This window comes from Hydrogenoanaerobacterium saccharovorans, from assembly GCF_003814745.1.
Lineage (GTDB): Bacteria > Bacillota > Clostridia > Oscillospirales > Ruminococcaceae > Hydrogenoanaerobacterium > Hydrogenoanaerobacterium saccharovorans.
In genome coordinates, this window is sequence record NZ_RKRD01000002.1 from 98,827 (window position 1) to 121,944 (window position 23,118).

The 23,118-nt window shown below is 46.3% G+C and carries 20 protein-coding genes; 11 read left to right on the forward strand and 9 right to left on the reverse strand.

Annotated elements, in window-relative coordinates:
* Window positions 1-110 precede the first annotated feature (110 nt).
* A complete protein-coding gene (locus EDD70_RS10540; RefSeq protein ID WP_242943150.1) occupies window positions 111-1,019 on the forward strand; it encodes a M14 family zinc carboxypeptidase in 909 nt (302 codons plus the stop codon).
* 259 nt (window positions 1,020-1,278) lie between these two features.
* Window positions 1,279-2,007: an ABC transporter ATP-binding protein gene (locus EDD70_RS10545; RefSeq protein WP_092754977.1), complete on the forward strand. Its 729-nt coding sequence runs from the start codon at window positions 1,279-1,281 to the stop codon at window positions 2,005-2,007.
* Window positions 2,008-2,057: 50 nt separating this feature from the next.
* On the opposite strand, the gene EDD70_RS10550 is transcribed toward EDD70_RS10545, so the two are convergent.
* Window positions 2,058-3,107, reverse strand: a complete 1,050-nt coding sequence (locus EDD70_RS10550; protein WP_092754979.1) for a nitrilase-related carbon-nitrogen hydrolase — start codon at window positions 3,105-3,107, stop codon at window positions 2,058-2,060.
* A 15-nt stretch (window positions 3,108-3,122) separates the two neighbouring features.
* On the reverse strand, window positions 3,123-3,812 hold the full coding sequence (locus tag EDD70_RS10555) for a nitrilase-related carbon-nitrogen hydrolase (RefSeq protein ID WP_092754981.1): 690 nt from the start codon (window positions 3,810-3,812) through the stop codon (window positions 3,123-3,125).
* Between the two features lie 231 nt (window positions 3,813-4,043).
* Between EDD70_RS10555 and EDD70_RS10560 the strand changes: the two genes are divergently transcribed.
* Window positions 4,044-4,571: a QueT transporter family protein gene (locus tag EDD70_RS10560; RefSeq protein WP_205408612.1), complete on the forward strand. Its 528-nt coding sequence runs from the start codon at window positions 4,044-4,046 to the stop codon at window positions 4,569-4,571.
* Window positions 4,572-4,685: 114 nt separating this feature from the next.
* Here the strand turns inward: EDD70_RS10560 and EDD70_RS10565 are convergent, their stop codons facing one another.
* Window positions 4,686-5,264, reverse strand: coding sequence for a hypothetical protein (locus tag EDD70_RS10565; protein WP_092754985.1), 579 nt, complete (start codon window positions 5,262-5,264; stop codon window positions 4,686-4,688).
* Window positions 5,265-5,485: 221 nt separating this feature from the next.
* On the opposite strand from EDD70_RS10565, the gene EDD70_RS10570 reads away from it, so the two are divergent.
* On the forward strand, window positions 5,486-6,196 hold the full coding sequence (locus EDD70_RS10570) for a Bax inhibitor-1/YccA family protein (RefSeq protein ID WP_092754987.1): 711 nt from the start codon (window positions 5,486-5,488) through the stop codon (window positions 6,194-6,196).
* 99 nt (window positions 6,197-6,295) lie between these two features.
* Here EDD70_RS10570 and secA read toward each other — a convergent pair whose 3' ends face one another.
* Entirely contained in the window at window positions 6,296-9,031 is a 2,736-nt protein-coding gene (gene secA, locus EDD70_RS10575; RefSeq protein WP_092754989.1) for a preprotein translocase subunit SecA, read from the reverse strand.
* A gap of 442 nt (window positions 9,032-9,473) precedes the next feature.
* Between secA and EDD70_RS10580 the strand changes: the two genes are divergently transcribed.
* The 3 genes from EDD70_RS10580 (at window position 9,474) to EDD70_RS10590 (ending at window position 12,052) form a co-directional block, all read left to right on the forward strand.
* Window positions 9,474-9,740: a hypothetical protein gene (locus EDD70_RS10580; protein WP_123811040.1), complete on the forward strand. Its 267-nt coding sequence runs from the start codon at window positions 9,474-9,476 to the stop codon at window positions 9,738-9,740.
* A gap of 598 nt (window positions 9,741-10,338) precedes the next feature.
* Window positions 10,339-11,031, forward strand: coding sequence for an iron-sulfur cluster assembly scaffold protein (locus tag EDD70_RS10585; protein WP_092754995.1), 693 nt, complete (start codon window positions 10,339-10,341; stop codon window positions 11,029-11,031).
* Between the two features lie 22 nt (window positions 11,032-11,053).
* A complete protein-coding gene (locus EDD70_RS10590) occupies window positions 11,054-12,052 on the forward strand; it encodes a GGGtGRT protein (protein ID WP_092754997.1) in 999 nt (332 codons plus the stop codon).
* Window positions 12,053-12,145: 93 nt separating this feature from the next.
* Here the strand turns inward: EDD70_RS10590 and EDD70_RS10595 are convergent, their stop codons facing one another.
* The 4 genes from EDD70_RS10595 to EDD70_RS10610 form a co-directional block, all read right to left on the reverse strand.
* Complete coding sequence (locus EDD70_RS10595) at window positions 12,146-12,862, reverse strand: DUF4352 domain-containing protein (protein WP_092754999.1); 717 nt, start codon at window positions 12,860-12,862, stop codon at window positions 12,146-12,148.
* Between the two features lie 21 nt (window positions 12,863-12,883).
* A complete protein-coding gene (locus EDD70_RS10600; RefSeq protein ID WP_092755001.1) occupies window positions 12,884-14,332 on the reverse strand; it encodes a PH domain-containing protein in 1,449 nt (482 codons plus the stop codon).
* Window positions 14,329-14,778, reverse strand: coding sequence for a PH domain-containing protein (locus EDD70_RS10605; RefSeq protein ID WP_092755003.1), 450 nt, complete (start codon window positions 14,776-14,778; stop codon window positions 14,329-14,331). The genes EDD70_RS10600 and EDD70_RS10605 overlap by 4 nt, the downstream gene beginning before the upstream one ends.
* A gap of 72 nt (window positions 14,779-14,850) precedes the next feature.
* A complete protein-coding gene (locus EDD70_RS10610) occupies window positions 14,851-17,004 on the reverse strand; it encodes a Tex family protein (protein WP_092755005.1) in 2,154 nt (717 codons plus the stop codon).
* Between the two features lie 598 nt (window positions 17,005-17,602).
* On the opposite strand from EDD70_RS10610, the gene EDD70_RS10615 reads away from it, so the two are divergent.
* Window positions 17,603-18,880 (forward strand): DUF1015 domain-containing protein, encoded by a 1,278-nt coding sequence (locus EDD70_RS10615; RefSeq protein ID WP_092755009.1) that lies wholly within the window; start codon window positions 17,603-17,605, stop codon window positions 18,878-18,880.
* Between the two features lie 27 nt (window positions 18,881-18,907).
* The gene (locus EDD70_RS10620) at window positions 18,908-19,747 is read left to right on the forward strand and encodes a phosphatase PAP2 family protein (protein ID WP_092755011.1); all 840 of its coding nucleotides are present in this window, start codon (window positions 18,908-18,910) and stop codon (window positions 19,745-19,747) included.
* Window positions 19,748-19,803: 56 nt separating this feature from the next.
* Here EDD70_RS10620 and EDD70_RS14950 read toward each other — a convergent pair whose 3' ends face one another.
* Window positions 19,804-19,953: a hypothetical protein gene (locus tag EDD70_RS14950; protein ID WP_162840897.1), complete on the reverse strand. Its 150-nt coding sequence runs from the start codon at window positions 19,951-19,953 to the stop codon at window positions 19,804-19,806.
* Between the two features lie 364 nt (window positions 19,954-20,317).
* Here EDD70_RS14950 and EDD70_RS10625 point away from each other — a divergent pair, with 364 nt between their 5' ends.
* Window positions 20,318-21,478 (forward strand): CdaR family transcriptional regulator, encoded by a 1,161-nt coding sequence (locus EDD70_RS10625; RefSeq protein WP_092755013.1) that lies wholly within the window; start codon window positions 20,318-20,320, stop codon window positions 21,476-21,478.
* Window positions 21,479-21,701: 223 nt separating this feature from the next.
* Window positions 21,702-23,078, forward strand: coding sequence for a GntP family permease (locus tag EDD70_RS10630; RefSeq protein WP_092755015.1), 1,377 nt, complete (start codon window positions 21,702-21,704; stop codon window positions 23,076-23,078).
* The last annotated feature ends 40 nt before the right edge of the window (window positions 23,079-23,118 follow it).

Consider the following 23,118-nt stretch of genomic DNA (forward strand, 5'->3'; position numbering starts at 1 on the left):
GAATGCACGAAACGCGGTAATTTGCCGTGATGTCAAGCGCAACAAGCCTGCATTCTTATGCAGACGATGCAATCTATTAGAAACGGCATTTTGCCGCACGAGGTGATAGAATGCTGCTGGAACAGTATTATGAACAGCCGCCGATACACAATCAAGTGAAAGGAGGCCTGTTTGCACTAAAGGGGCAGTATCCCGGGTTGTGTAAAGTGTTTTCCATCGGGCGCAGTGTACTGGGGCGCGAGTTGTACGCTGTATCGGTGGGGCAAACCAAATGCGCTACACTGTTTATGGGCGGCACGCATGGTTTAGAATGGCTTACCACGCTGATGCTGATGCGATTTTTAGATGATTTACTGTATAGTATAGCACAAAACAAACCGCTTGCAGAGATTGACGTAAAAAAATCGATGGAGCGGCGCGGTGTTATTATTTTGCCGGCACTCAACCCGGACGGCATTGAGATTGCGCTGCGGGGCAGTGCAGGCGCAATGAGTATGGGCGATAAGGTGCAAGAGATTTGCGACGGCAACTACGCGCTGTGGCAGGCAAATGCACGGGGGGTGGATATCAACCATAATTTTGACGCCGGCTGGGATATTCTGCACCAAATGGAGCAGGAGGCGGGCATAACGAGCCCTGCCCCTACCCGCTTTGGCGGGTACCGCCATACCAGCGAGCCCGAAACACGCGCTATTTGTGGTTTTTGCAAAGGGTTTCAGGTGCGGCAGGCGTATGCAGTTCACTCACAGGGGGAGGAAATCTATTATAAATACGGTGAACATACGCCATCTCGTTCGCGCCTGATGGCACAGCTGCTTGCTACCAGCAGCGGTTATAAGCTGATGACACAGGAGGGGCTTGCCTCGCACGGCGGTTTTAAAGACTGGTTTATAGATAAACTGCACCGCCCTGCGTTTACCATTGAAATTGGCAAAGGCAAAAACCCGCTGCCGATTACCGACTTGATACCTGTGTACAACAAGCTGCAAGAAATGCTGGTACTGGCACTGCTGCTTTAAAACCAAGTAGAAAACAAGAGGTGATGCATACCGATTAAAGCAGTTTTTGTAAAGGAATGGAGTGATTTTACAGCGTAAAGAAAAGTTTGCCATATTGTTTACAGTTTCGTAATTGACATATTCCTTCTTGGGGCATACTATTAAAAACAGGGTTATTGACCGGCGAGCCGCCGGCGGCAGGCACCGTTTTTGCTTGCTTAGGCGAGGGGGCAAAGCTCCCGCCTTCAATCGGAGGTATTATGTACTTGGAGGAATTTCAATGGAGAAGCTGGTTGACATCAGAAAGGTGTACAAAATCTACAACCCCGGCGAGAACGAGGTGCGCGCGCTTGACGGCGTAACACTGGGTATCGATCACGGGGAGTTTATCGCCATCGTAGGGCATTCGGGTTCCGGTAAATCTACATTAATGAATATGCTGGGCTGTTTGGACACGCCGAGCGAGGGCAGTTATTTTCTCGACGGTGAGGACGTTTCCACTCTTTCGGATGATGAGTTATCGGAAATTCGCAATAAAGAGATTGGCTTTGTGTTTCAGGGCTTTAACCTGATCCCCAGTCTGGATGCAATTGAGAATGTGGAGCTGCCACTCATTTATCGCGGGCTTTCTAAAGATGAGCGCCGCCGCCTTGCCACCGAGGCATTGGAGCGTGTGGGCTTGGGTAACCGTTTGCGTCACCGCCCCATGCAAATGTCGGGCGGGCAGCAGCAGCGTGTGGCAATTGCCCGGGCAATTGCAGCAAAGCCTCCTGTAATTTTAGCCGATGAGCCGACAGGAAACCTTGACAGTAAGTCGGGCAAAGATGTTATGCGTATCCTCAACGAGTTATGGCATGAGGGGCGCACGGTCATCCTCATCACCCATGATAACGAGATTGCGAACAGTGCACGCCGTATTGTTAAAATCATTGACGGCAAAATTGTTTCAGATGTCATCAATGATAAGGTGCCCGAATCACCTGCCAGATTGGCAAACCATACCTTGTAATAACGCAAAAAGGAACGCTTTAAGCGTTCCTTTTTTATATGCAAAATCAATTATACTTCCAAGCTGGATGCCGTGGCGGATTGTGTTTCACCAAAATGACGCTGCGCAAAATCTTGCGAAAACTCTTCGTTGATATCGCAGGCATAGGGGTTAAAAACATTATCAAGCTTGGTAAGGTTAATTCGTGAAACCACCGGTTTTTCTGCATCGTTGTCGCTGCTTGCCAAAATCCCCTGCTTTTCTGCAGCGATAACAGAGGGGCAGTAAATACCGCATACTCCGCCGAAACGGCGCTGAAGGATGTCGCCTACCATCGTTGACTTTACCGCAAACAGCGCGGTCTCTTGTACGCGCAGGTAAACATCTGCCACATTTGGGTAGCGGCAGCCGTAGTTGATGTTGCAGGTGGGGCATAGCATCACCTGTGCGCCCAACCCCTTTGCGATACGGTACACCTCAAAATAGCAACTGTCTTGCCCGATAGAAACACAAAACTTACCTATTTTCGTGTCAAACAGAGTAAGAGTGTTGCCCGGGGTTACGCCGATTTGAACTTCATCTTCGGCTAGATGCGTTTTATTCTGATAACCGAGGACATCACCGTCAGGGTCGAACAGGTACGAGCGGTTATACAGGTTGTCGCCGTCAAACAAGTAGATGCTCCCAGCCAAAACATAAACACCGTATTGGCAAGCAAGCTCAGAAAAAGTGGTAAAGTAAACCTCTTGCAAAAAATCGTAATATGTATAAAGCACATCGTTGGTAAAGTTGCCGCGCTCGCCCGATTCACATAGTTTGTAATCCGAAACAATGCGGTCGTATTTAGGCACGATCGATAAAGGTGCGAATCCAATCAGTTCAGGGAAGCACACCATCTGTGCGCCGCCCTCTACGGCAAGTGCCATCTTTTCAGAAAGGTGCTCAACATAATCATCCAGCTTTTTGTAGGGGCGAAGTTTTACGGGGATTGCTGCAACCTTAACCGCAGCAGGGTCTGTGAAAGACAGGTTCTCGCTGCGGTTGATGTCCAGCCGGTCGATAACCTTAATAATTTTTTTCTCGCTTCCCTTAAGAGAAAACGGATTAGGAAATGAAATCATGTTGTTTCCCCTCTCTTAAAGCAGATGGCGGTGTTCTGCAAACAAGTTTTTGTTGAAATGAGAACTGTGATAATCACTGTGAATATCGTATAAGCGGCTTACGTTAAACGCAGCAGATGCCGTTTGAGCGGGTTTGGATATATAACCGGTGTTGTCCATTGTAGCAAGAAACGGCGCGCTGATGGATGCCGTGTTATTATTTGCCGACAATACCAGCAAGTTGTTGGTTTGTGCAGCGCCCCAGCCGCCTGTAAACAATTTTTGTTCGCTGTATTCATCGGGGGCAATCCACTGCGAATTCACCAAAATATCGCAGCCGCCCAAGCGTGCATGCCGCTGTACCTCGGGGTTATAGATGTCTGCATCCACACAAAGAAATATTTTGCCGTAAGGTGTGTCAAATAAAGCGAGGTTACTAGCTTTTTTGTATAGATTGCGGTTGTCTCTGTTAAAAAACAACCCCCGCTGTGCACCTGCTATTTTACCGGCAGGGTTAAACATACATAGGCACATATAGTCTGCAATGTTCATCAGCCCTGTTACTACATAGGTGTTGTGTTCTTTTGCGTATTTTTTACACTTTTTAAAATAGCTGCCGCCCTCTTTCATCGGGATGACAGGAACGTTATTTTTAAATACTACGAAATTGCTTTGCTGCGCAGGTGGTTCAAATGCGTCAACGATGCTGAGAAATATATCCTGCATGGGATCCCCCCTCAAAATTTGTAGAATTATATGTACTACCCAATGGGTATAGATCTTGAAAAATCTTTACAAAATACATTATATATAAAAAATTCCTTTAATTCAACATCAAACCCTGCGGTATTGCAAAATGGCGGTAAATACGTTAAAATAGTTGTTGCCTGATAGAGTGTATTCAGGCAGTCAGTCGCAAGTTCCTGACTTAAAACCACACTACGAAAGGAAAATTGAATGATGAGAAACACAAACGTCAGAAAGCTGACGATGTGCGCAATGCTTGCTGCCATTTATGTGGTGCTGAGCCTGGCTTTTGCGCCCATTTCGTTTGGCGCGGTGCAGTTTCGGGTTTCGGAGGCACTTACCCTGCTGCCGGTATTTTCGCCTTATGCAGTGATTGGTGTCACTGTGGGCTGCTTAATCACCAACATAGCGGGGGTGGCAATGGGCATAACCATGCCAATGGATATCTTGTTCGGCACGCTTGCCACGCTGATTGCAGCGGTTTTAACCTACCTGCTGCGTAATGTTTGCATCAAAGGCATTCCGGTACTGGCAGCGCTGCCACCGGTGCTCGTTAATGCACTGGTGATCGGATGGGAAATTACTTTTTTCTTTTTGCCCGAGGGCGCATCCTTGCCAGGCTTTATCACTTCGGCGGTCAGTGTAGGCACAGGCGAAATGGTTGCATGCGGCGTGCTTGGCATGCTGCTGGTGTATACTTTAAAGAAAACCAAGTTGGATAAAAAATTATTTGAATAGCAATATAATTGAAACTTGCAAAAAACTCGACGATAAGCCATCGCCGAGTTTTTATTTTGCTGATATCTGCTAAAGAGCTGGGATTATCTATAACGGTACCGTGTTTTATGCAAGCTAATAGGCAACCAGCTCAAAATCACCAAAGTATTTGTCGGTGTAAGCATTCTTATCTAAAAAATCCACGTTGTAAAAACAACCGTAATGTTCGCTGCAATCGCTTTTATCCACTTTATAAAGGTTGCCCTTTACCAATTTGCCGGGCGCCAGTTCGCTGCTGCCGTAAACTTTGGTAAGCAAGGTGCGGGGCAGTTCAAATACAATCCCCCAGTAAATCCCCTGCAAATCCTCTGACTGAAACGATTTTACCCGCGGAAGTACCAAATACTCTGCCATAGGGATATGCTGTTCGCCGCAAACCTCGTTGAGGAGCAGCCCCCCATAGCTTGCCGACATGGATAGATACTTGTCCGACAGCTCGGGAAATAGGTTGAGGTTTACCATAAGCGTGCTGGTTTCAGACGGAAGAGCTTCGAATGCCCACATACGCACCCATACGCTTTGTTCGCTGATGCACAGGCGCGCCTGCACAAACGGCTTGTAATCGCGTTTTTCCAGCGGGTAGTTTACTATTTTTGCAACGGGCAGCGAATCCCACACGGGCAGCCCATTGATCAGACTAATTTTAAAAGACATAGCGTGCCTCCGTAACTGTCGAATTGTAGAGAATATACTTATTATTATAACACGTTTTGCTGCGAAAAAACAATGAATAATCGTTTGAAATGCTTTTATCATCAATGAGTTTAAATTACGATACTGCATCGATGTATATTGCATACTGTACATATTGACTTTGAGTTTTTTAGTATATATAATGAAGTGGCTACTGACAGAAATGGGAAAGGATGACTTGAATGTACAACAACAGCAATGCAGACCCTTGGATAAATACGGAGGAACGGGCAAAAACCCCCTTATATAAGCACATTGCAAAAACCTATGCTTGGATGTTTTTGGGCCTTATGGTTACATTCGCAACGGCTTATTCGCTTTACAGTACAGGGCTGGTGTGGTTTGTGTTTTATTTTAGCTGGATGCCGATTGCGCTATTAATTGCCAAACTGGCACTGGTATGGTTTTTAACCTCTAAGATGTATTCGTTTCAGGTAAATACCGTAAGAACTATTTTTCTAGCCTATTCGTTTTTAACGGGTGTAGTGTTTTCTACTCTGTTTATAATGTATGATGCTACCGATTCGATTCTTTTATTCGGCGTTACGGCATTGTTTTTCGGCTTGATGGCGGGGATTGGTCTTATCACAAAAAAAGATGTTTCGCGCTACGGGTCGATTATCGTATTCGGTTTGGTTGCCCTTTTGATAATGAGCCTTATCAGTTATTTTCTCAACCTGTATATGCTGGATATCATCCTTTGCTTTGTGGGGCTTTTTGTTTTCTTGGGTGTTACTACCTACGATTCAAAAAAGGCGAAAGATTTTTACTACCAGTTTGAAGGCGATTCCGAAATGCTGGAGAAAATCTCTGTTTACTCTGCACTCAACCTCTATCTCGATTTTATCAATGTATTTCTGTACCTGCTGCGTTTGTTCGGCAAAAAAAGATAAAGCAAGATATTGTTTCGCATTTCATAAAAACATGTGGAAACCCCGTTGCAGACTAGTCTGCAACGGGGTTTTTTATCTGCAATCAGTAAAAGTTAGATATTACTGCCCACAGCATTTTTTGTATTTTTTGCCGCTCCCGCAGGGGCAAGGGTCGTTTCTGCCAACCTTTTCGGCTGCGGATTTATGGACAGGCTGTTGTTTTACGCTGCCGTCACCGCCTGCAGTGTAGCTGGGTTTGGCTACCTGCTCACGCTCCGGCTCCGTCTCGTTGCGGATTTGTACGGTCATCATCATTTTAACTGTGTTTTCGCGGATGGATTCAATCATCTGGTCGAACATATCAAAGCCCTCGATGCGGTATTCCACGACAGGGTCTTTCTGTGCATAGCTGCGCAGGTAAATGCCCTTGCGCAGGTCGTCCATGGCATCAATATGGTCAATCCAGTGGCGGTCAACATTTTTCAGCAAGATGACGCGTTCCAACTCGCGGGTAAGTTCTTCGCCGAACTGTGCCTCACGTGCTGCATATTTATCATCGGCTTTTTTCTGTATAAATGCTCTTATTTCATCTTTGGGGGTGTTTTCCAACGTTTTCATGTCGTACTTCAAATCGCCCTCATCCAAAATCCAGCCGAGGAAGTGATAACGCAGACCGTCGATGTTCCACTCCTCGCGGATATCGCTGTTGCCGAGGTATTGCACCATGGCACTGTCGATGGAATCGGAGATCATCTTTTGGATGTAATCGCGGATGTTTTCACCGTCCAACACTTTGCAGCGCTGACCGTAGATAATTTCACGCTGTTTGTTCATAACGTCGTCGAATTGCAGCACGTTTTTACGGATGCCGAAGTTGCGCCCCTCTACCTTTGCCTGTGCATTTTCAATCGAACTCGAGAGGATGCGGTTTTCGATGGGGGTGTCCTCGTCAACGCCGAGGGTATCCATCATATTCTGAATGCGCTCGCCGCCGAACAGACGCATCAAGTCGTCCTCAAGCGATATGAAGAAGCGGGTATCGCCGGGGTCGCCCTGACGGCCGGAACGTCCGCGCAGCTGGTTATCAATACGGCGCGACTCGTGGCGCTCGGTGCCGATGATGAACAAACCGCCTGCATCTTTGGCGTTTTGTGCTTCAGGTGCAATTTCATCTTTATATTTGGCGTTCAGCTCTTGGAACAGACGGCGCGCTGTAAGAACTTCTTCGTCTTCGGTGTCGCCGTAGCTGGTAGCTTCATGAATCATATCTTCGCTGTAACCTTGGCGGCGCATCTCATATTTTGCCATAAATTCGGCGTTACCGCCCAGCATAATATCGGTACCGCGCCCTGCCATGTTGGTGGCAATGGTAACCGCACCGGGTTTGCCTGCCTGTGCAACAATTTCTGCCTCTTTTTCGTGGTACTTCGCGTTGAGTACCTCGTGCTTGATGCCGCGTTTTTTCAGCATGGACGAAAGCAGTTCGGAACGCTCAATGGAAATGGTACCCACCAGAACGGGCTGCTGTTTTTCATGGCAAGCCGCTATTTGATCGATAATCGCTTTGTATTTGCCATTTTCGGTTTTGTATACCACATCGGGGAAATCGTGACGGACAATGGGTTTGTTGGTGGGTATTTCAATCACATCGAGGTTGTAAATCTCGCGGAACTCACCCTCCTCCGTCATGGCAGTACCTGTCATACCCGAAAGTTTGCTGTACATACGGAAGTAATTTTGGAAGGTGATGGTCGCAAGCGTCTGCGACTCTTTTTCTACCTTAACGCCCTCTTTTGCCTCAATTGCCTGATGAAGCCCCTCGTTGTAACGGCGCCCAATCATCAAACGGCCGGTAAATTCATCAACGATGAGAACTTCGCCGTCTTTTACCACGTAGTCGATATCGCGGTGCATAATACCGTTTGCGCGAATTGCTTGGTTGATATGATGCAGCAGGGTGTTGTTATCGGGGTCGTTAAGGTTTTCAATGTTAAATGCCTTTTCGGCTTTTTTTACACCACGGGGGGTAAGGGTTGCGGTTTTTGCCTTTTCATCCACAATAAAGTCGGCATCCACGTCGTCGTGGTCTTCTTTGGCATCCAACTCTTTTACCTTTACCATATGCAGGGTTTTAGCGAACTTGTCGGCAAGCCCGTAAAGCTCGGTAGATTTGTCGCCGGGGCCCGAAATGATGAGCGGGGTTCTCGCCTCATCAATCAAGATGGAGTCCACCTCATCGACGATGGCAAAGTTATGGCCGCGCTGTACCTGGCGGTCTTTGTAAACCACCATGTTGTCGCGCAGGTAGTCGAAGCCAAATTCGTTGTTGGTACCGTAAGTAATGTCGCAATTGTATGCCGCTTTGCGGTCGTCAGGGTCGATATCGTGCACGATAAGCCCGACCGAAAGCCCAAGGAAGCGGTGCAGCTTGCCCATCCACTCAGAGTCACGTTTTGCAAGGTAATCGTTGACGGTGACAATGTGCACGCCTTTGCCGGTAAGTGCGTTGAGGTAAGACGGCAGGGTTGCAACGAGGGTTTTACCCTCACCGGTTTTCATCTCGGCAATTCTGCCTTGGTGCAGTACAATGCCGCCGATGACCTGTACAGGGAACGGGCGCATACCCAAAACACGGTCGGATGCTTCGCGGCATACCGCAAAAGCATCCGGCAATATATCGTCAAGCGTTTTGCCATTGGCAAGCTCTTGTTTCAGTTTTGGTGTCATCGCTTTGAGCTCCTCATCGCTCATTGCGCGGTATTTCTCCTCCAGTGCCAACACCTTATCCATTACTGGGGTGATGTTTTTGAGTTCACGTTGGGAGTAAGTACCGAATAGTTTATCGAATAATCCCATGGAACAGTCTCCTCTCGTAGTTCCTATATTTTAACAAAATTGGTTTTACTGCCAGTTACATACAACTTCTATTTTACAAGCCGCGAACCCGCATGTCAAACACATTTATACTAAGATTGTATTAAGAAACTCTAAACATTTAAAATTATAGTCGATACGCCTTTTTGCTATACCAAAATGCAGCAGAAGTTGTAGTGAAATGTTGAATTTTTGAGTAATTAAGTTAATAATGCATGAATTATCCAGATGTAAACTGGAATTTGTAAGCAAACCATGCTACTATAAAAATACAACAAGTTACTTGTATAGAAAATAATGTTAAAAATTGTTGGTTATGAGATGATAATATATTTAATGAGAAAGGGATGCGCTTATGAAAAGTTGGAAAAGTATTCAGAGCTATTTTCAAAAGCAGTATCCCTTCTTATTAGCGGTGGTTATCATGTTAAACATGCTTATCATGCGTTCCCTGCGGTTTCCTCAGCACATGGAGCTTGAATTTGAAAAGCAGTTATCGCGTAGCTACGGTACCATGGTTAGCTTTGCTCTTCTTTTGTATCTTACGAAAAGTGACTCTGCAAACCATATGGAAGACCAAAAAGAAAAAGCCGTGTTACCGTATTACAAAATTGCAAAGTGGGTAGGATTCATTGTTGTGGGCGGAATTTACATATATCAAACCGCACAATGTTACCTGCTTGCGATGTAAAACAAAGATCAAATAGATTGAGGTGTAAAACCGTAATTATGTTGTTTATTTATACTGCTTTGCTTGTGATCATTTTGTATCAACTTTTATGCAAACGTTACCCATGGTTTTTGGATTGGTTTTATAAAGGCAGTAAGAGAAGTAAAGAGCAATATGTAAAGCAAGAAATTATTTTTACTTATATCGAATGGATTTTATTTTTTGCTTTGCTGCCGATACAATACCGATTCAACTTCTCAATAAAAGTGATATTCTTAATATCATTATCGTTTTTATTGTTAGGGCGGTTGGCTGCTTACTTATTCGTTTTATATAAATCAAAATAGTTTGCAATACGATAGTTTCTTAAATAAAAGCACAGGGCATACGCCCTGCGCTTTTGTTGTTTTATGGGTAAAATATTGCCAAATTGGGGCGATGAACAAGTATAAAAATACATAAAAATCCCGATTTTTATAGAAATGGCACGGTTGACACATTTTTAACAGCTCGGCATCTTGAACTCTCGGCGCAGAACCATTATAATAAAGAGCAGGTATGCGGTATTATGGTTTACCGACATATGGAGGTACAAATTGAACCGAAAGGAGTTACCAATATGAACTATTCTCATGAAGTTGAGAGAATGTGCACACTTACCAAAGGGCCGAAACATGGTCCGGCTCCAATCCCAGAAGAGGGCAAATGGGTAAAGGCTTACGAAGTTACCGATATTTCCGGTCTTTCTCACGGTATTGGCTGGTGCGCACCTCAGCAGGGCGCTTGCAAGCTGACACTGAATGTTAAAAACGGTATTATCGAGGAGGCTCTGGTTGAAACACTGGGCTGCTCCGGTATGACTCACTCCGCTGCTATGGCAGGCGAAATTCTGCCCGGCAAAACAATTTTGGAAGCTTTGAACACCGACCTCGTATGCGATGCAATCAACGTTGCAATGCGCGAGATTTTTAAACAGCTGGTATACGGCAGAACACAAACTGCGTTCTCCGAAGGCGGTCTCCCCATCGGTGCAGGCCTTGAGGATTTGGGCAAAGGCCTTCGTTCTCAGGTTGGTACCATCTTCTCTACCGGTGCAAAAGGCGTTCGCTACCTCGAAATGGCAGAGGGCTACATTATGTCCGTTGCTGTAGATGAGAACGGTGAGGCAATCGGCTACAAATTCTGCAAACTCGGCAAAATGATGGAGGATATCCGCCATGGTGTTGCCCCTGCAGAGGCGTTTGAGAAAAACGTTGGTACATACGGCCGTTACGCAAATGCGCCCAAGTACATCGACCCGAGAGAAGAATAATTGTTAGAAGGAGGGAAATAACATGGTACAATTTGAAAGTAAAGAGAGAAGAATGCCTAAAATCGAGGCATGTCTGAAAGAATACGGTATTGCATCGCTGGAAGATGCAAAAGACCTTTGCCTAAAACATGGCATTGATGTTGATAAAATCGTCAAAGGCGTACAGCCCATCGCGTTTGAAAACGCAGTTTGGGCATATACACTGGGTACCGCAATCGCACTGAAAACAGGCAAAAAAGTTGCCGCTGAGGCTTCCGAAGCGATTGGTATCGGTTTGCAGGCATTCTGCATCCCCGGTTCTGTTGCAGAGCAGAGAAACGTTGGTATCGGCCACGGTAACCTCGGCGCAATGCTGCTTCGCGACGAAACAAAATGCTTCTGCTTCCTTGCAGGCCATGAGTCTTTTGCTGCTGCTGAAGGCGCTATCGGTATTGCAAGAACCGCAAACAAAGCAAGAAAAGAACCCCTCAGAGTTATTCTGAACGGTTTGGGTAAAGATGCTGCTTACATCATCTCCCGAATCAACGGCTTTACCTATGTTGAAACCAACTATGTGTTCGAAACCGGCGAGCTGCAGGTTGTCAGAACCGTTGCTTTCTCAGACGGAGAAAAAGCTGCTGTTAAAGTTTACGGCGCAAACGACGTTCTTGAGGGCGTTGCTATCATGAAGGCAGAGGGCGTTGACGTTTCCATCACCGGTAACTCCACCAACCCCACCCGCTTCCAGCATCTGGTTGCAGGTACCTACAAAAAATGGTCTTACGAGAACAATGTAAAATACTTCTCCGTTGCATCCGGCGGCGGCACAGGCCGTACTCTGCATCCCGATAACATGGGTGCAGGCCCTGCTTCTTACGGTTTGACCGACTCGATGGGCAGAATGCACGGTGATGCTCAGTTTGCAGGTTCTTCTTCTGTTCCTGCTCACGTTGAGATGATGGGCCTGATCGGTATGGGCAACAACCCGATGGTTGGTGCTACCGTTGCATGCGCAGTTGCCGCAAGCGAGGCTCTGAAATAAGCTGTATTTAAAGATACAAGCTTACAGCTAAGTTGTAATAAAAAGACCTGCTCGAAAGAGCAGGTCTTTTTTTGCATGCCAAATATTTTTAGGTTATATGATAGGGAAACTGATGGTGCTTTCGTAGTCGTTCATATACAGTACCAAGTTGAGCTCGCCTTTGGGGATTAGAAACACCACGCTGCCTTCGACTGCGCCTCTGGGGAGCAGCCTGCCGTGACCAAGGGCGGTGGGCGCATCAATATTGGTGTATTGCGCAGGCACCAAATTGCCGCTGCTGTTGCACAGTTCAAAATCGGCGGTATCGTAAGAAATGATGTTGTCGCCGATATTGGTGATGCGTAAATTCACGATAAGGTATTCTTTGCCCTCGGGTGCAATGGTGTCAATGCTGCCCGGGCTGCGGGCTGTGTTGAGTACATCTACGCGGGAGTATTTTGTTTCGTTGGAATACCCAAAATCAAAGCTGAAATCATCGCTTGGTGGGGCATCAAATGGTTCTTGGACACTTGGTTCAAAAGTACCTGCACGGTCGGCAAAGATAAACAGTGCCGAGCACCCGCCCACAAGCAAAGCAATCCCCACCACAATTGCAAGTACAATCAGCACAATGGTAGAGGTTTTGAGCTTTTTCTTCTGCGGCGCTACGGGTATGTATTGCGGAGGCGGTGTGGCATCCTCCGCCAACCCGCACAGGCTGCAAAAACGGCCGTGCAAAGCCGCCCCGCAGCGAACACAATGTTTGGGCGGTTGTTGAGATGATTGGTTGTTGGGTACAATTTGGTTATCTTGGTTGTTTTCTTGGTCCATAGTTATATGCCTCCCCAAGGGCTAATCCCCGTAATCTTTTAGCTGAATATCCAGTATTTGTATTGCCTGTGTTTTATCAATATTACGAATGTGATGCTTTTTTCTTTTTTCAGAAATAGAATAAATCAGCACATCGCATTTGTTGTCCATCTTTTGAAAAATACTTTGCCGTAGGGTAATGCTTGCCACCTTATCACACGGCATCATTACGGTATGCAGGTAAAAGCCGCTGGAGTAGCGCAATGTATAACTGCCCCCGTGCCGCCCCATCCCCGATGTTAAAAAATCGATAATACGCACCGTCAAAAAAAGATATGCGGGCAGGCAGCTCATAAATCCAACCCAAAGGGTAAATTCTTTCCATGACGGAAACCATTTTATCATAATATACGTCAACAGCGGTAGGAGCAAGCACAACCAAAATGCATCGTTGAGAAAACGGAACAAAGCACCCAAGTTTGGTTTTGCCTGCCGTTTGGTGAGCTTAAACTCGGGTAAAAGCAAATCGAGATGATGCATCAAATCGTGCGAATTGGATGCGGGAATAAGTGCCGAAACATCGTCTTTTGCCTTACCGAACCCCACCGCATGAATAAAAACGGAATACAACCCCAGCATTTTTGTCAGGACACTTTGCCGAATGTCCACATAGTTAACCGCATCGATTGCAACGGAATATTTGCGGTTGGTAAAAATGCCGCCAGTAATGCTCAATGAGTTTTCGTCTCTGCGTGCACAAAAATTTTTATGGCGGATAAGGTTGCGTAAAAACGTATACAGCCAGCCGAACATCACCAAATAGGCGATGGCTGCCGCCGCTGGAGGGATACCGAATGCCATCATTTTTGTAAATTTTTCAAATGTACCAAAAATACGGTTACTAAACTCTTCGCCCAGTAAGTTACCTGTTTGCTTAATAAATGTGGCAAAAAACAGTACTCCTGTCAAGGAGTTTGATAGAATAGCCGAAAGTGCTGCAATATAAATGCCGCGCGGGCTGTATTCACGGGTGAGGTAGCTCTCCCCTGTATAACGCTGCTCGCGGTCTTCAAACATTGCCTGTGCATCGCGGCGCCATAAGGTCAGCTTTACATCGGCTTTTTTAAAGTTACCTGCTTTGGTATCAACACGCAGGCGCGCGGCACTGAAAGGTTTGAGGTAAAACGGATAGGTGACAGCGAGTGTGTCAATACGATCTTGCGGGATAAAACTTTTGGAGTGCCAAACGATTCCGCCTCTTAAATAATATCCGTCAGGCAAACGCTGGCAGGTGATAAAGCACCAACGCAAAACCGCAAGCAGCAAAATGACAAACAGCACCAGCAAATCGAGCCACGCGCCCCGTAGCCAACCTTTAAAGTTGTTTTGCCACCCTGCAATAATACCGCGGCTAAGCGGGATGATGAGCAGATACCCGTAACGCCATAAGTGTTCTAATATCATAATGGGGTGAGCACGAAACGGTTTCATTCGCAGTCCTCCCCCATAATTGTTGGGGTAAGCATCTCCCGTAGCAGCAGAGCATCGCTGATGCGAACGCCCGGCAGATACACATTGCCGCCTGCAACGTGGAAAAATACCATGCAAAGGCCAAAAAGATTATCCAGAGGCAGTGTTACCAAAGAGATATACTGTATGTTTTTAACATACACAGATTTACGTCTGGTATATATTACGCCGCAGTTGATAACCAAAACTTCGCTGTTTGCTGCATAGCTGAGCTTGCGGTATTTCAGTGGATAATACCATAGAAACATAACGAGAAAAGCGGTTAACCACAAAGCTGTGATAAGCAGCCAAAGAACCCTGGTTGGTGAAAAAAACAGTGCTGTAAGAAAGGAGGGAACCAGTGCAGCCACACACAGCCGCATACGCCAAACCAGTAAGGCGTACCTATCTATTTTACGAAGATTCATCTAAGCGGCTGTCTCCTTTCTTATCGTGCTTTTAAATAATAAAGTAACGGTGCTCAATTTAGAAAAACTTTATCAACCCACAGCTTGCTTGATGCTTAAAGAAATACGTTTGCGTTTTAAATCTACCCCAAGCACGCGAACCTTGACGATGTCGCCTACCTTTACCGCCTCGGATGGGTGCTTGATGTAGCGGTCGGCTATTTCAGAAATGTGTACCAGCCCGTCTTCGTGTACGCCGATATCTACAAAGCACCCAAAATCGATGACATTGCGGACGGTGCCGTCCAGCAGCATGCCCTCTTTTAAATCTTCCAAGGACATTACGTCGGTGCGCAGCAGCGGTTTGGGCAGTTCGTCACGCGGGTCGCGCCCGGGCTTGAGCAGCTCTGAGATGATATCGTTAAGGGTAGGCACACCTACACCCGTTTGTTCGGCAAGCTTTGGCATACCAATTTTTTCGGCACGCTCGCGGAGTTCACTTATTTGAGTGTTTTTTACCTCGGTGAGTGTATAGCCGCAAAGCTCCAGCAGCTTTTTAGCCGCATCATAGCTTTCGGGGTGAACCGAGGTGTTATCCAAAATATTCTTCCCGCTGATTACGCGTAAAAACCCTGCACACTGCTCAAAAGCTTTTTTGCCCAGTTTGGGTACTTTTAACAGCTGTTTCCGCTCGGTAAACTCGCCGTTTTCTTCGCGGAAAGCGACGATGTTTTTTGCTACGCCGCTGTTGACACCTGCGACATGTGCCAGCAGTGCAAACGAGGCGGTGTTAACATCTACGCCAACCGAGTTTACACAGCTTTCCACCACGCCGTTCAGGCTCTCATCCAGCCGAGCTTTGGGCATATCGTGCTGGTATTGCCCTACGCCAATTGCCTTGGGGTCAATCTTAACCAGTTCTGCCAAAGGGTCTTGCAAACGTCGTGCAATCGAAACCGCACTGCGCAGCGATACATCGTATTCGGGGAATTCTTCCGCGGCAAGTTTGCTAGCGGAATATACCGAAGCACCCGCTTCGCTTACCACCATATAGGCGGCTTGGCAGTCCAGTTCCTTTAACAGGTCGGCAATGAATACCTCCGATTCGTGCGAGGCGGTGCCGTTGCCAATCGCGATGGTGGTAACCTTATGTTTTAGTATAAATGCTTTTGTGATGCGCTTTGCCTCTTCCATTTTACCCGCACTGCCCAATGTGGGGTAGATGACGCCTGTTTCGAGCACTTTACCCGTCGCGTCTACCACCGCAAGCTTGCAGCCGGTGCGGTAGCCGGGGTCAAGCCCCAAAGTTACCGAGTTTTTTACAGGCGGTTGAATCAGCAGATGGCGCAGATTTAAACCGAACACTTTAATTGCCTGTTCCGCTGCAGTTTCGGTAAGCTGGCTGCGGATTTCGCGCTCAAGCGAAGGGAAAATCAAGCGGTCGTAGCCGTCTTCCGCGGCGGCTTTTACAATGGCGGAAGATGAATTTTCGCCTTTGATGTAATGGCGGAATAAAATGGATTTGCACACATCGTTATCTGCCGCTATGGATACTTTCAAGAAATCTTCGCGCTCGCCGCGGTCAATAGCCAACACGCGGTGCCCTGCAATGCGGTTTACCGGCTCCGAATATTCGTTGTACATTTCGTAAACGCCCATATCGTCTTTGGTGCCCGCCGTTTTTACCATACCAAACTTAAACATGTATTGGCGCAGCAGCTTGCGGCAGTCGGCGTTATCCGAAATCATTTCCGCAATAATATCTTGCGCGCCGGCAAGCGCTTCTTCTGTAGTGGCAACGCCTTTTTCTTCGTTGATGTATTCGGTAGCCGCAGTTTGCGGTTGAAACGACGGCTCTTGCAGTAAAATCTTCACCGCAAGTGGTTCCAACCCTTTTTCTTTCGCCACACTGGCGCGGGTTTTGCGCTTTGGTTTGTAAGGGCGGTAAATATCCTCCACCTCAGACAAGGTTTTGGCATCTGCAAGGGCTTTTTCTATTTCTTCGGTCATTTGCTCCAGAGCTGTGATGGAGGTGCGTACTTCGTCTTTGCGTTTTTCTAAACCGCGCAAATAAGTAAGACGCTCAAACAGTTCGCGCAGAACCTGATCGTCCAGCGAGCCGGTAAGCTCTTTACGGTATCGTGCGATAAACGGGATGGTGTTTCCGTCATCAATCAGCTTGACGGTGTTTTCCACCTGCTGTTCGCGCAGTTTGAATTCGGCAGTGAGTTGTTTTATCAAATCCATGTTGTCCCATTCCAATCATAAACAAAATATAGGCATATTATACCATGATGCTGTAATTAAAACTGTAAAATCTACAAATCCTATCGATGGTGTTTGTTTTGTATTACCATAAGTATGTATATTTTTCTGTACTATTATCCAACCCCGTCCTTTTGGAAATTGTGTTTTAGTATACCACAAACGCAACGCGGTTGTGGTATGATAGCGCATCGGAACGGCAGCATGCGGCGCGAGCAAACTGCCCGGCGCATAAAGCTGGTATAATAACCGCGTTGCGGTTATTATACCACAAAACACGTATTTTGTGCGCATAAAACCCAATTTGGGTTGAACCTTTCGTACCGCAAGTATTATTCTTTTCTGATAAAACAGTACGCGGTCGGAACGTGCTCGCGCAAGAAACAGCGGTGATGATGTTGGGCTGCTTTTGAGCACCGTGAGCACCTAAAAATAATATGAGATGTTTACAGTTTACGCTTGCTTTTATACGTTTTTATGTCAAAAAAGCAGGTACATGCGCTGTTTTTCTTGACTATTGCAGAAAACAACCTAAAATAATAGGTAAGGTATTGTTAAATTTGATTATGAGGTGCAGAATATGTTACAAGTGAAACCGTTTCGCGCAATGCGCTTTAACACGCAAAAAGCAGGCACAATCAGTTCCCTTTGCTGCCCGCCGTACGACATTATAAGTGAAGAGCAGCGCAAGGCGTACATTGCTGCAAACGAGCATAATATTATTCGTTTGGAGCTGCCCCGTGGCGAAACCCCTTACGAAACAGCGGGTGCAACCTTAAAAGAGTGGCTTGCCGAGGGCGTTCTTGCGCAAGACGATAAGGCAGGCATCTATCTTTACGAAGAAGAATTTACCGTTAAAGGTGAAACCAAGCGTGTCAAGGGCTTTATCTCGCTGGTAAAGCTGGAAGAATTCGAAAAAGAAATTATTCTGCCGCATGAAGAAACTTTGTCCAAGGCAAAAGCAGACCGATTTAACCTGATGAGCAGTACCTACTGCAACTTTAGCCAAATTTATTCTTTGTATTTTGATGAAAATAGAAAAGTAGCAACTATAATAGAGCGACTCTCCGCCGGCAGACCGGACGTGGAGTTTACTGCGGAGGACGGTATTGTTCACCGCCTGTGGTGCGTATATGAGCAAGAAGAGATCAACGCCGTTGCCAAGCTGATGGAGGACAAAAAGGCATATATCGCCGATGGGCACCATCGTTACGAAACCGCACTGAACTTTCGTAATCATCTGCGTGAGCAGGGCGTTATTACCGATGACAGCCACCTCGGCAACTATGTGATGATGATGCTCGTGAATATGGAGCACGAAGGGCTTGTGGTGTTCCCCACCCACCGCATTGTAAAAAATTTGGCAAGTTTTGATGAGCAAGCTGTGCTGCATGCTTGCGAGCAGTATTTTGATATCGAAACGAAACAGGGTGATATGCAGGCGCCTTTGGAGGAAAAGTACAACCAAGGCAAAAAAAGCTTTGTGCTTTATACAGGCAAAAAAGAGTGGCGCCAGTTAACGCTTAAAGACGATAAAGTGATGACTGAATTGCTGCCCGAAATGAGCGAAGCATATAAAAATTTGGATGTCTCTATCCTGCATACCCTTGTGTTGGAGCGTATTTTCGGCATTGATAAAGAAAACATGGCAAATCAGGTGAATTTGCGCTATACCCGCGATTTTGATGAGGCAATCGAAGCGGTAGACGGCGGTGAAGCAAACTGTGCGTTCATCATCAACCCTACCCGTGTAAGCGAGATTGCGGCGGTTGCGGAAGCAAAAGAAAAAATGCCCCAAAAGAGCACCTATTTTTACCCCAAGCTGATTACAGGGCTTGTGATGAACAAACTGCAATAAGTATAAGTTACGAAAAGAGCTGAGGTTTTGGAACTGCAAATGTTACTCGCAATCCAAGCGATTGCCAACCCGGTATTGGATTATTTGTTTATTGCTGTTACCATACTGGGCGAGCCGATAGCCGCGATTATCGTGCTCACCGTTGTATATTGGTTATGGGATAAAGAAACCGGCGAGTATATGAGTTTTACACTGCTGCTCTCGCTGAATATAAACGGGCTTGTTAAAAATATATTTAAGCTCCCCCGCCCCATAGGTGAAAAGGGCGTTCGCACCTTGCGCCCCGAAACTGCCACGGGCAATTCGTTCCCAAGCGGGCACACGCAAACGGCAGCAACGCTTTATTGCTCTTATGCATGGCGTGTGCGCCGTACGTGGATTACTGCGGGTGCGCTGTTGCTCACCGTGCTGACGGCAGTTTCAAGGCTGTACCTTGGTGTACATTGGCCCAAAGACGTACTGGCAGGGCTGCTGCTGGGCGTTGCAGTTTCTATCGGCGGGTACCTGCTGTTTACCAACATCAACCGCGATGGCTGTGAGCGGGTGTATCTGCTTACGGCGGCAATATTTTTACCGCTTGCAATTTTGTTGGCAGATGCCGATTTTGCCAAAAGTTATGGAATGCTGTTGGGTTTTGCTGTGGCAGTGCCGTTGGAGCACCGTTATGTAAAGTTTTCAACCGATTACCTGACACTTGGTGGAAAACTTAAGCGCGAAGCATTGGGTTTGGCGGTGTTAATAGCCGCCAAGTTATTACTCAAAATGGTTTTGCCTGCTACCCTGCTGTTTGATGCTTTAGAATATGCGATGATTGCGTTTATTACGTTTTTTGTATGCCCTATGTTGTTTGTAAAATTGCGCATTTAAGCATAAAAAGCCCCGATGACGAATTGGTTCATCGGGGCTTTTAGTATGAAGAATCATTATCGTTCGCTGACATAAGAATCATCCTCCCCGTAAAAGATGAAGTCATCCAAATCACCGGACACATGGAACCAATCGAAATGGAGCGGGGTGATGTCATCCGATAGTTTCTGAGGTTCCGTTTGATGGTTTTGGTTGTTTTTATCCATAGTACCGCCTCCTTTTCTTTTGAGAGCTAATGATTATTCTATGCGCAGGCAAAAGAAAAGATGCATGGACTAAAGACGATACGCCCAAAACTACTTATGAAACTGCTAAAGGGACGGTATTACCGTCCCTTTAGCAGTGTTAAACTATTTCTATCGAGTCTAGATGGAGATATCAGTATTTGTACTATAAGCATACAACGAAACCATAAGGTTCGTCAAGCGCTATCGGCTTTTTGCCTGTTTTATTCTACTGTATCATGTTATACTTAGCATAACATAACACCCAAATGTGTTGGGAATATGAAATCTCGGTTGATATCCTACCAAATAATCGGCAAGCAGTACAGCAAAGGAGGGTAAATTCATGCAAATATCCAAGGATAATGCAATGAAAATTGTCACCGAAATCAGCGGTATCATCAATCAGCATGTCAATATGATGGACGAGCGGGGCATCATCATCGCAAGCACTGACCCAGAGCGGCTGGGCACATTTCATGCCGGTGCGGCGCAGGTTGTATCAAATAAGCTGGAAGAACTCATCGTGCAAAACAACAGTGAGTACGAGGGCACACGCAAAGGCATCAACCTGCCCATTGTCTTTCAAAACGAGGTAGTCGGGGTCATTGGTATTACGGGCGAACGCGAAAAGGTGGTAAAATACGGGCAGATTATTAAAAAAATGACTGAGATTCTTTTGCTTGACACCAGTGCCAAAGAACAAAAAAAGATTGATGACCGCATTCGTGCCCGCTTTTTGGATGAGTGGGTTTTTGGCGATGCAGGCAATTTTAATCAGCCTTTTATCGAGCGCGGTATCGAGCTGGGGATAGATATCACGGTACCCCGCCGTGTACTGGTGGCATCGATTATAGAATTAAAAAATTACAGCGATAATCCGGAAGGGCAGCGGCTGATTGACAATGTGAATAAAACGGTAAGGCATATGATGGAACAGACAAGCGGCGGTGTATTTATGAAAACGGCGTTTCAGTTCGTTTGTTTGGTACCCGATTGCCCCGATGAACAAATGAACAGGCTTGCGGAGCAGATTGCCCGCACGGTATATGGTGCGTTCCAGGTGCGCCTCGCAATTGGGATAGACAGCCGAGCGGCAAGTTACAGCCTAATACACCAGTCCTACATCAAAGCAGAAAAAGCTTTGCGGGCATGTGTGTCCTCTTCTGATAAAAAGCCGCGTTTTTATAACGACATCAATGTGGAGCTGTTTATGGGTGATATTCCAAAGGCAACCAAAGAAGAATTTGTGCGCAGAGTATTTCGGGGCTGTACACCGGAAGAAATTGAAAACTGGATGCCCCTTTTGCAGGCATTTTTTGATGTTGACGGCTCGATAGGGCTTGCAGCACAACGCCTGTTTATACACAAAAACACGTTGCAATATAAACTGAAAAAACTACATGAGCTTACAGGATACGACCCCCGCAGCCTTTCGAATGCGGCACTGTTTACCATGGCAATCCAGTTTTACAACGAAAACCGCGATGAATTGCTGCTGTATTGATAAACATGCACAACTTGCCTTGCGTATTTTTTATACGTTTGTTTTGAGTAACATAAAATTGTCAATAATTGTGGTAACGGTAATATAGACATGACTGTTATAGATGCTATACAATAATGATAGTGAACAACTGTTTTGCTATAAAATTTTGTGTAAAATGACAGTTGGGCGGCTGCGGGCGGTATGCCGCATCACAAATTATTACTTGATGGGGGTAGTTACTATGACCGGTATCACACTTATCGTTACCTTTGTCATTGCAATTATTGTAATGATACTCGCAATCTCCAAATTCAAGCTGCATCCGTTTTTAGCCATTATGGGTATTGCACTGTTGCTTGCCATTGTTGTGGGCATTCCTCTCAAAGAGATCCCCTCCACCATTGGCGCAGGCTTTAGCGGCACATTTTCAAGCATCGGTATTGTCATCATTTTGGGCGCGCTGATCGGTTTGTATCTTGAAAAAACAGGCGGTGCTATCAAACTGGCAGATGCGGTCATCAAGGTTGTGGGCAAAAAACGCCCTGAACTTGCCATATTGCTGATGGGCTGGATTGTTTCTATTCCCGTTTTCTGCGACAGTGGCTTTGTCATTCTCAACCCAATCCGCAAAGCAATCCGTCAAAGAACATTGACGTCAAGCGTGGCTATGACGGTGGCACTCTCGGGCGGCCTTTATATTTCGCACGTATTTATTCCGCCTACACCGGGGCCGATTGCGGCTGCAGGTACTTTGGGTATTGGCGCCAATATGCTGCTGGTAATCGGAATGGGCGCACTGGTTTCTATCCCGTGCCTGATTGTTGCTTATTTCTTTGCAAAATACATTGGTAAAAAAGTAAAATCCAAAGATGAAATTGACGATAAAGAAGTAGTCAAAACTTATGAGCAATTGGTAAAAGAATACGGTAAACTGCCAAGCACGTTTATGTCGTTCGCGCCGATTATACTCCCCATTGTTCTGATGGCGTTGGGCTCTGTTTCAGCCATTCTGGGCTGGCAGGGGATGACAAGCGAACTTTGCACCTTCCTTGGTACGCCCATCATTGCGCTTACCGTTGGGTTGCTGTTTGGAATTGGCCTGCTTGCATCTACCAATAAAATGGGCGATTTCCGCGAATTAACCGACGAAACGCTCAAAACAGTTGGCCCTATCCTGTTTGTTACAGCGGCGGGCGGTGTGCTCGGCAAGGTAATTACCACTGCAGGCTTTGTCGACTACATTAAAGAAAACGCTTCGTTCCTCTCCACAATCGGTATCTTCTTCCCGTTTATCATTGCAGCGATTTTAAAAACGGCGCAGGGCTCATCTACCGTTGCCATTACCACAACTGCGGGTATCATGGGCTCGTTTGCCGAATCAGGTACGATGATGGAGGCACTTGGGCTTACCACGCCGTTGGCGGCGGCACTTACCGTAATGGCAATTGGTGCGGGCGCTATGACGGTATCGCACGCAAACGATTCGTATTTCTGGGTTGTTACCAACTTTGGTGAGATGAACCCGCAGGACGGTTACAAAACGCAGACTATGCTCACTTTACTGATGGGTATTGCAGCAATTATCTTCATTTGGGTTCTTTCCTTGTTTATCATCTGACACAAATAAATCTTCCAACACATCCACACTCGCGTTGCAG

Coding starts and splice junctions, on each gene's coding strand:
- EDD70_RS10550 (WP_092754979.1), bottom strand. CDS start 3,107: ATGATTTCATTTCCTAATCCGTTTTCTCTTAAGGGAAGCGAGAAAAAA.
- EDD70_RS10590 (WP_092754997.1), top strand. CDS start 11,054: ATGGTACAATTTGAAAGTAAAGAGAGAAGAATGCCTAAAATCGAGGCA.
- EDD70_RS10615 (WP_092755009.1), top strand. CDS start 17,603: ATGTTACAAGTGAAACCGTTTCGCGCAATGCGCTTTAACACGCAAAAA.
- EDD70_RS10630 (WP_092755015.1), top strand. CDS start 21,702: ATGACCGGTATCACACTTATCGTTACCTTTGTCATTGCAATTATTGTA.
- secA (WP_092754989.1), bottom strand. CDS start 9,031: ATGGGATTATTCGATAAACTATTCGGTACTTACTCCCAACGTGAACTC.
- EDD70_RS10610 (WP_092755005.1), bottom strand. CDS start 17,004: ATGGATTTGATAAAACAACTCACTGCCGAATTCAAACTGCGCGAACAG.
- EDD70_RS10570 (WP_092754987.1), top strand. CDS start 5,486: ATGTACAACAACAGCAATGCAGACCCTTGGATAAATACGGAGGAACGG.
- EDD70_RS10600 (WP_092755001.1), bottom strand. CDS start 14,332: ATGAAACCGTTTCGTGCTCACCCCATTATGATATTAGAACACTTATGG.
- EDD70_RS14950 (WP_162840897.1), bottom strand. CDS start 19,953: ATGGATAAAAACAACCAAAACCATCAAACGGAACCTCAGAAACTATCG.
- EDD70_RS10545 (WP_092754977.1), top strand. CDS start 1,279: ATGGAGAAGCTGGTTGACATCAGAAAGGTGTACAAAATCTACAACCCC.
- EDD70_RS10585 (WP_092754995.1), top strand. CDS start 10,339: ATGAACTATTCTCATGAAGTTGAGAGAATGTGCACACTTACCAAAGGG.
- EDD70_RS10555 (WP_092754981.1), bottom strand. CDS start 3,812: ATGCAGGATATATTTCTCAGCATCGTTGACGCATTTGAACCACCTGCG.
- EDD70_RS10580 (WP_123811040.1), top strand. CDS start 9,474: ATGTTAAACATGCTTATCATGCGTTCCCTGCGGTTTCCTCAGCACATG.
- EDD70_RS10605 (WP_092755003.1), bottom strand. CDS start 14,778: ATGAATCTTCGTAAAATAGATAGGTACGCCTTACTGGTTTGGCGTATG.
- EDD70_RS10595 (WP_092754999.1), bottom strand. CDS start 12,862: ATGGACCAAGAAAACAACCAAGATAACCAAATTGTACCCAACAACCAA.
- EDD70_RS10540 (WP_242943150.1), top strand. CDS start 111: ATGCTGCTGGAACAGTATTATGAACAGCCGCCGATACACAATCAAGTG.
- EDD70_RS10560 (WP_205408612.1), top strand. CDS start 4,044: ATGATGAGAAACACAAACGTCAGAAAGCTGACGATGTGCGCAATGCTT.
- EDD70_RS10625 (WP_092755013.1), top strand. CDS start 20,318: ATGCAAATATCCAAGGATAATGCAATGAAAATTGTCACCGAAATCAGC.
- EDD70_RS10565 (WP_092754985.1), bottom strand. CDS start 5,264: ATGTCTTTTAAAATTAGTCTGATCAATGGGCTGCCCGTGTGGGATTCG.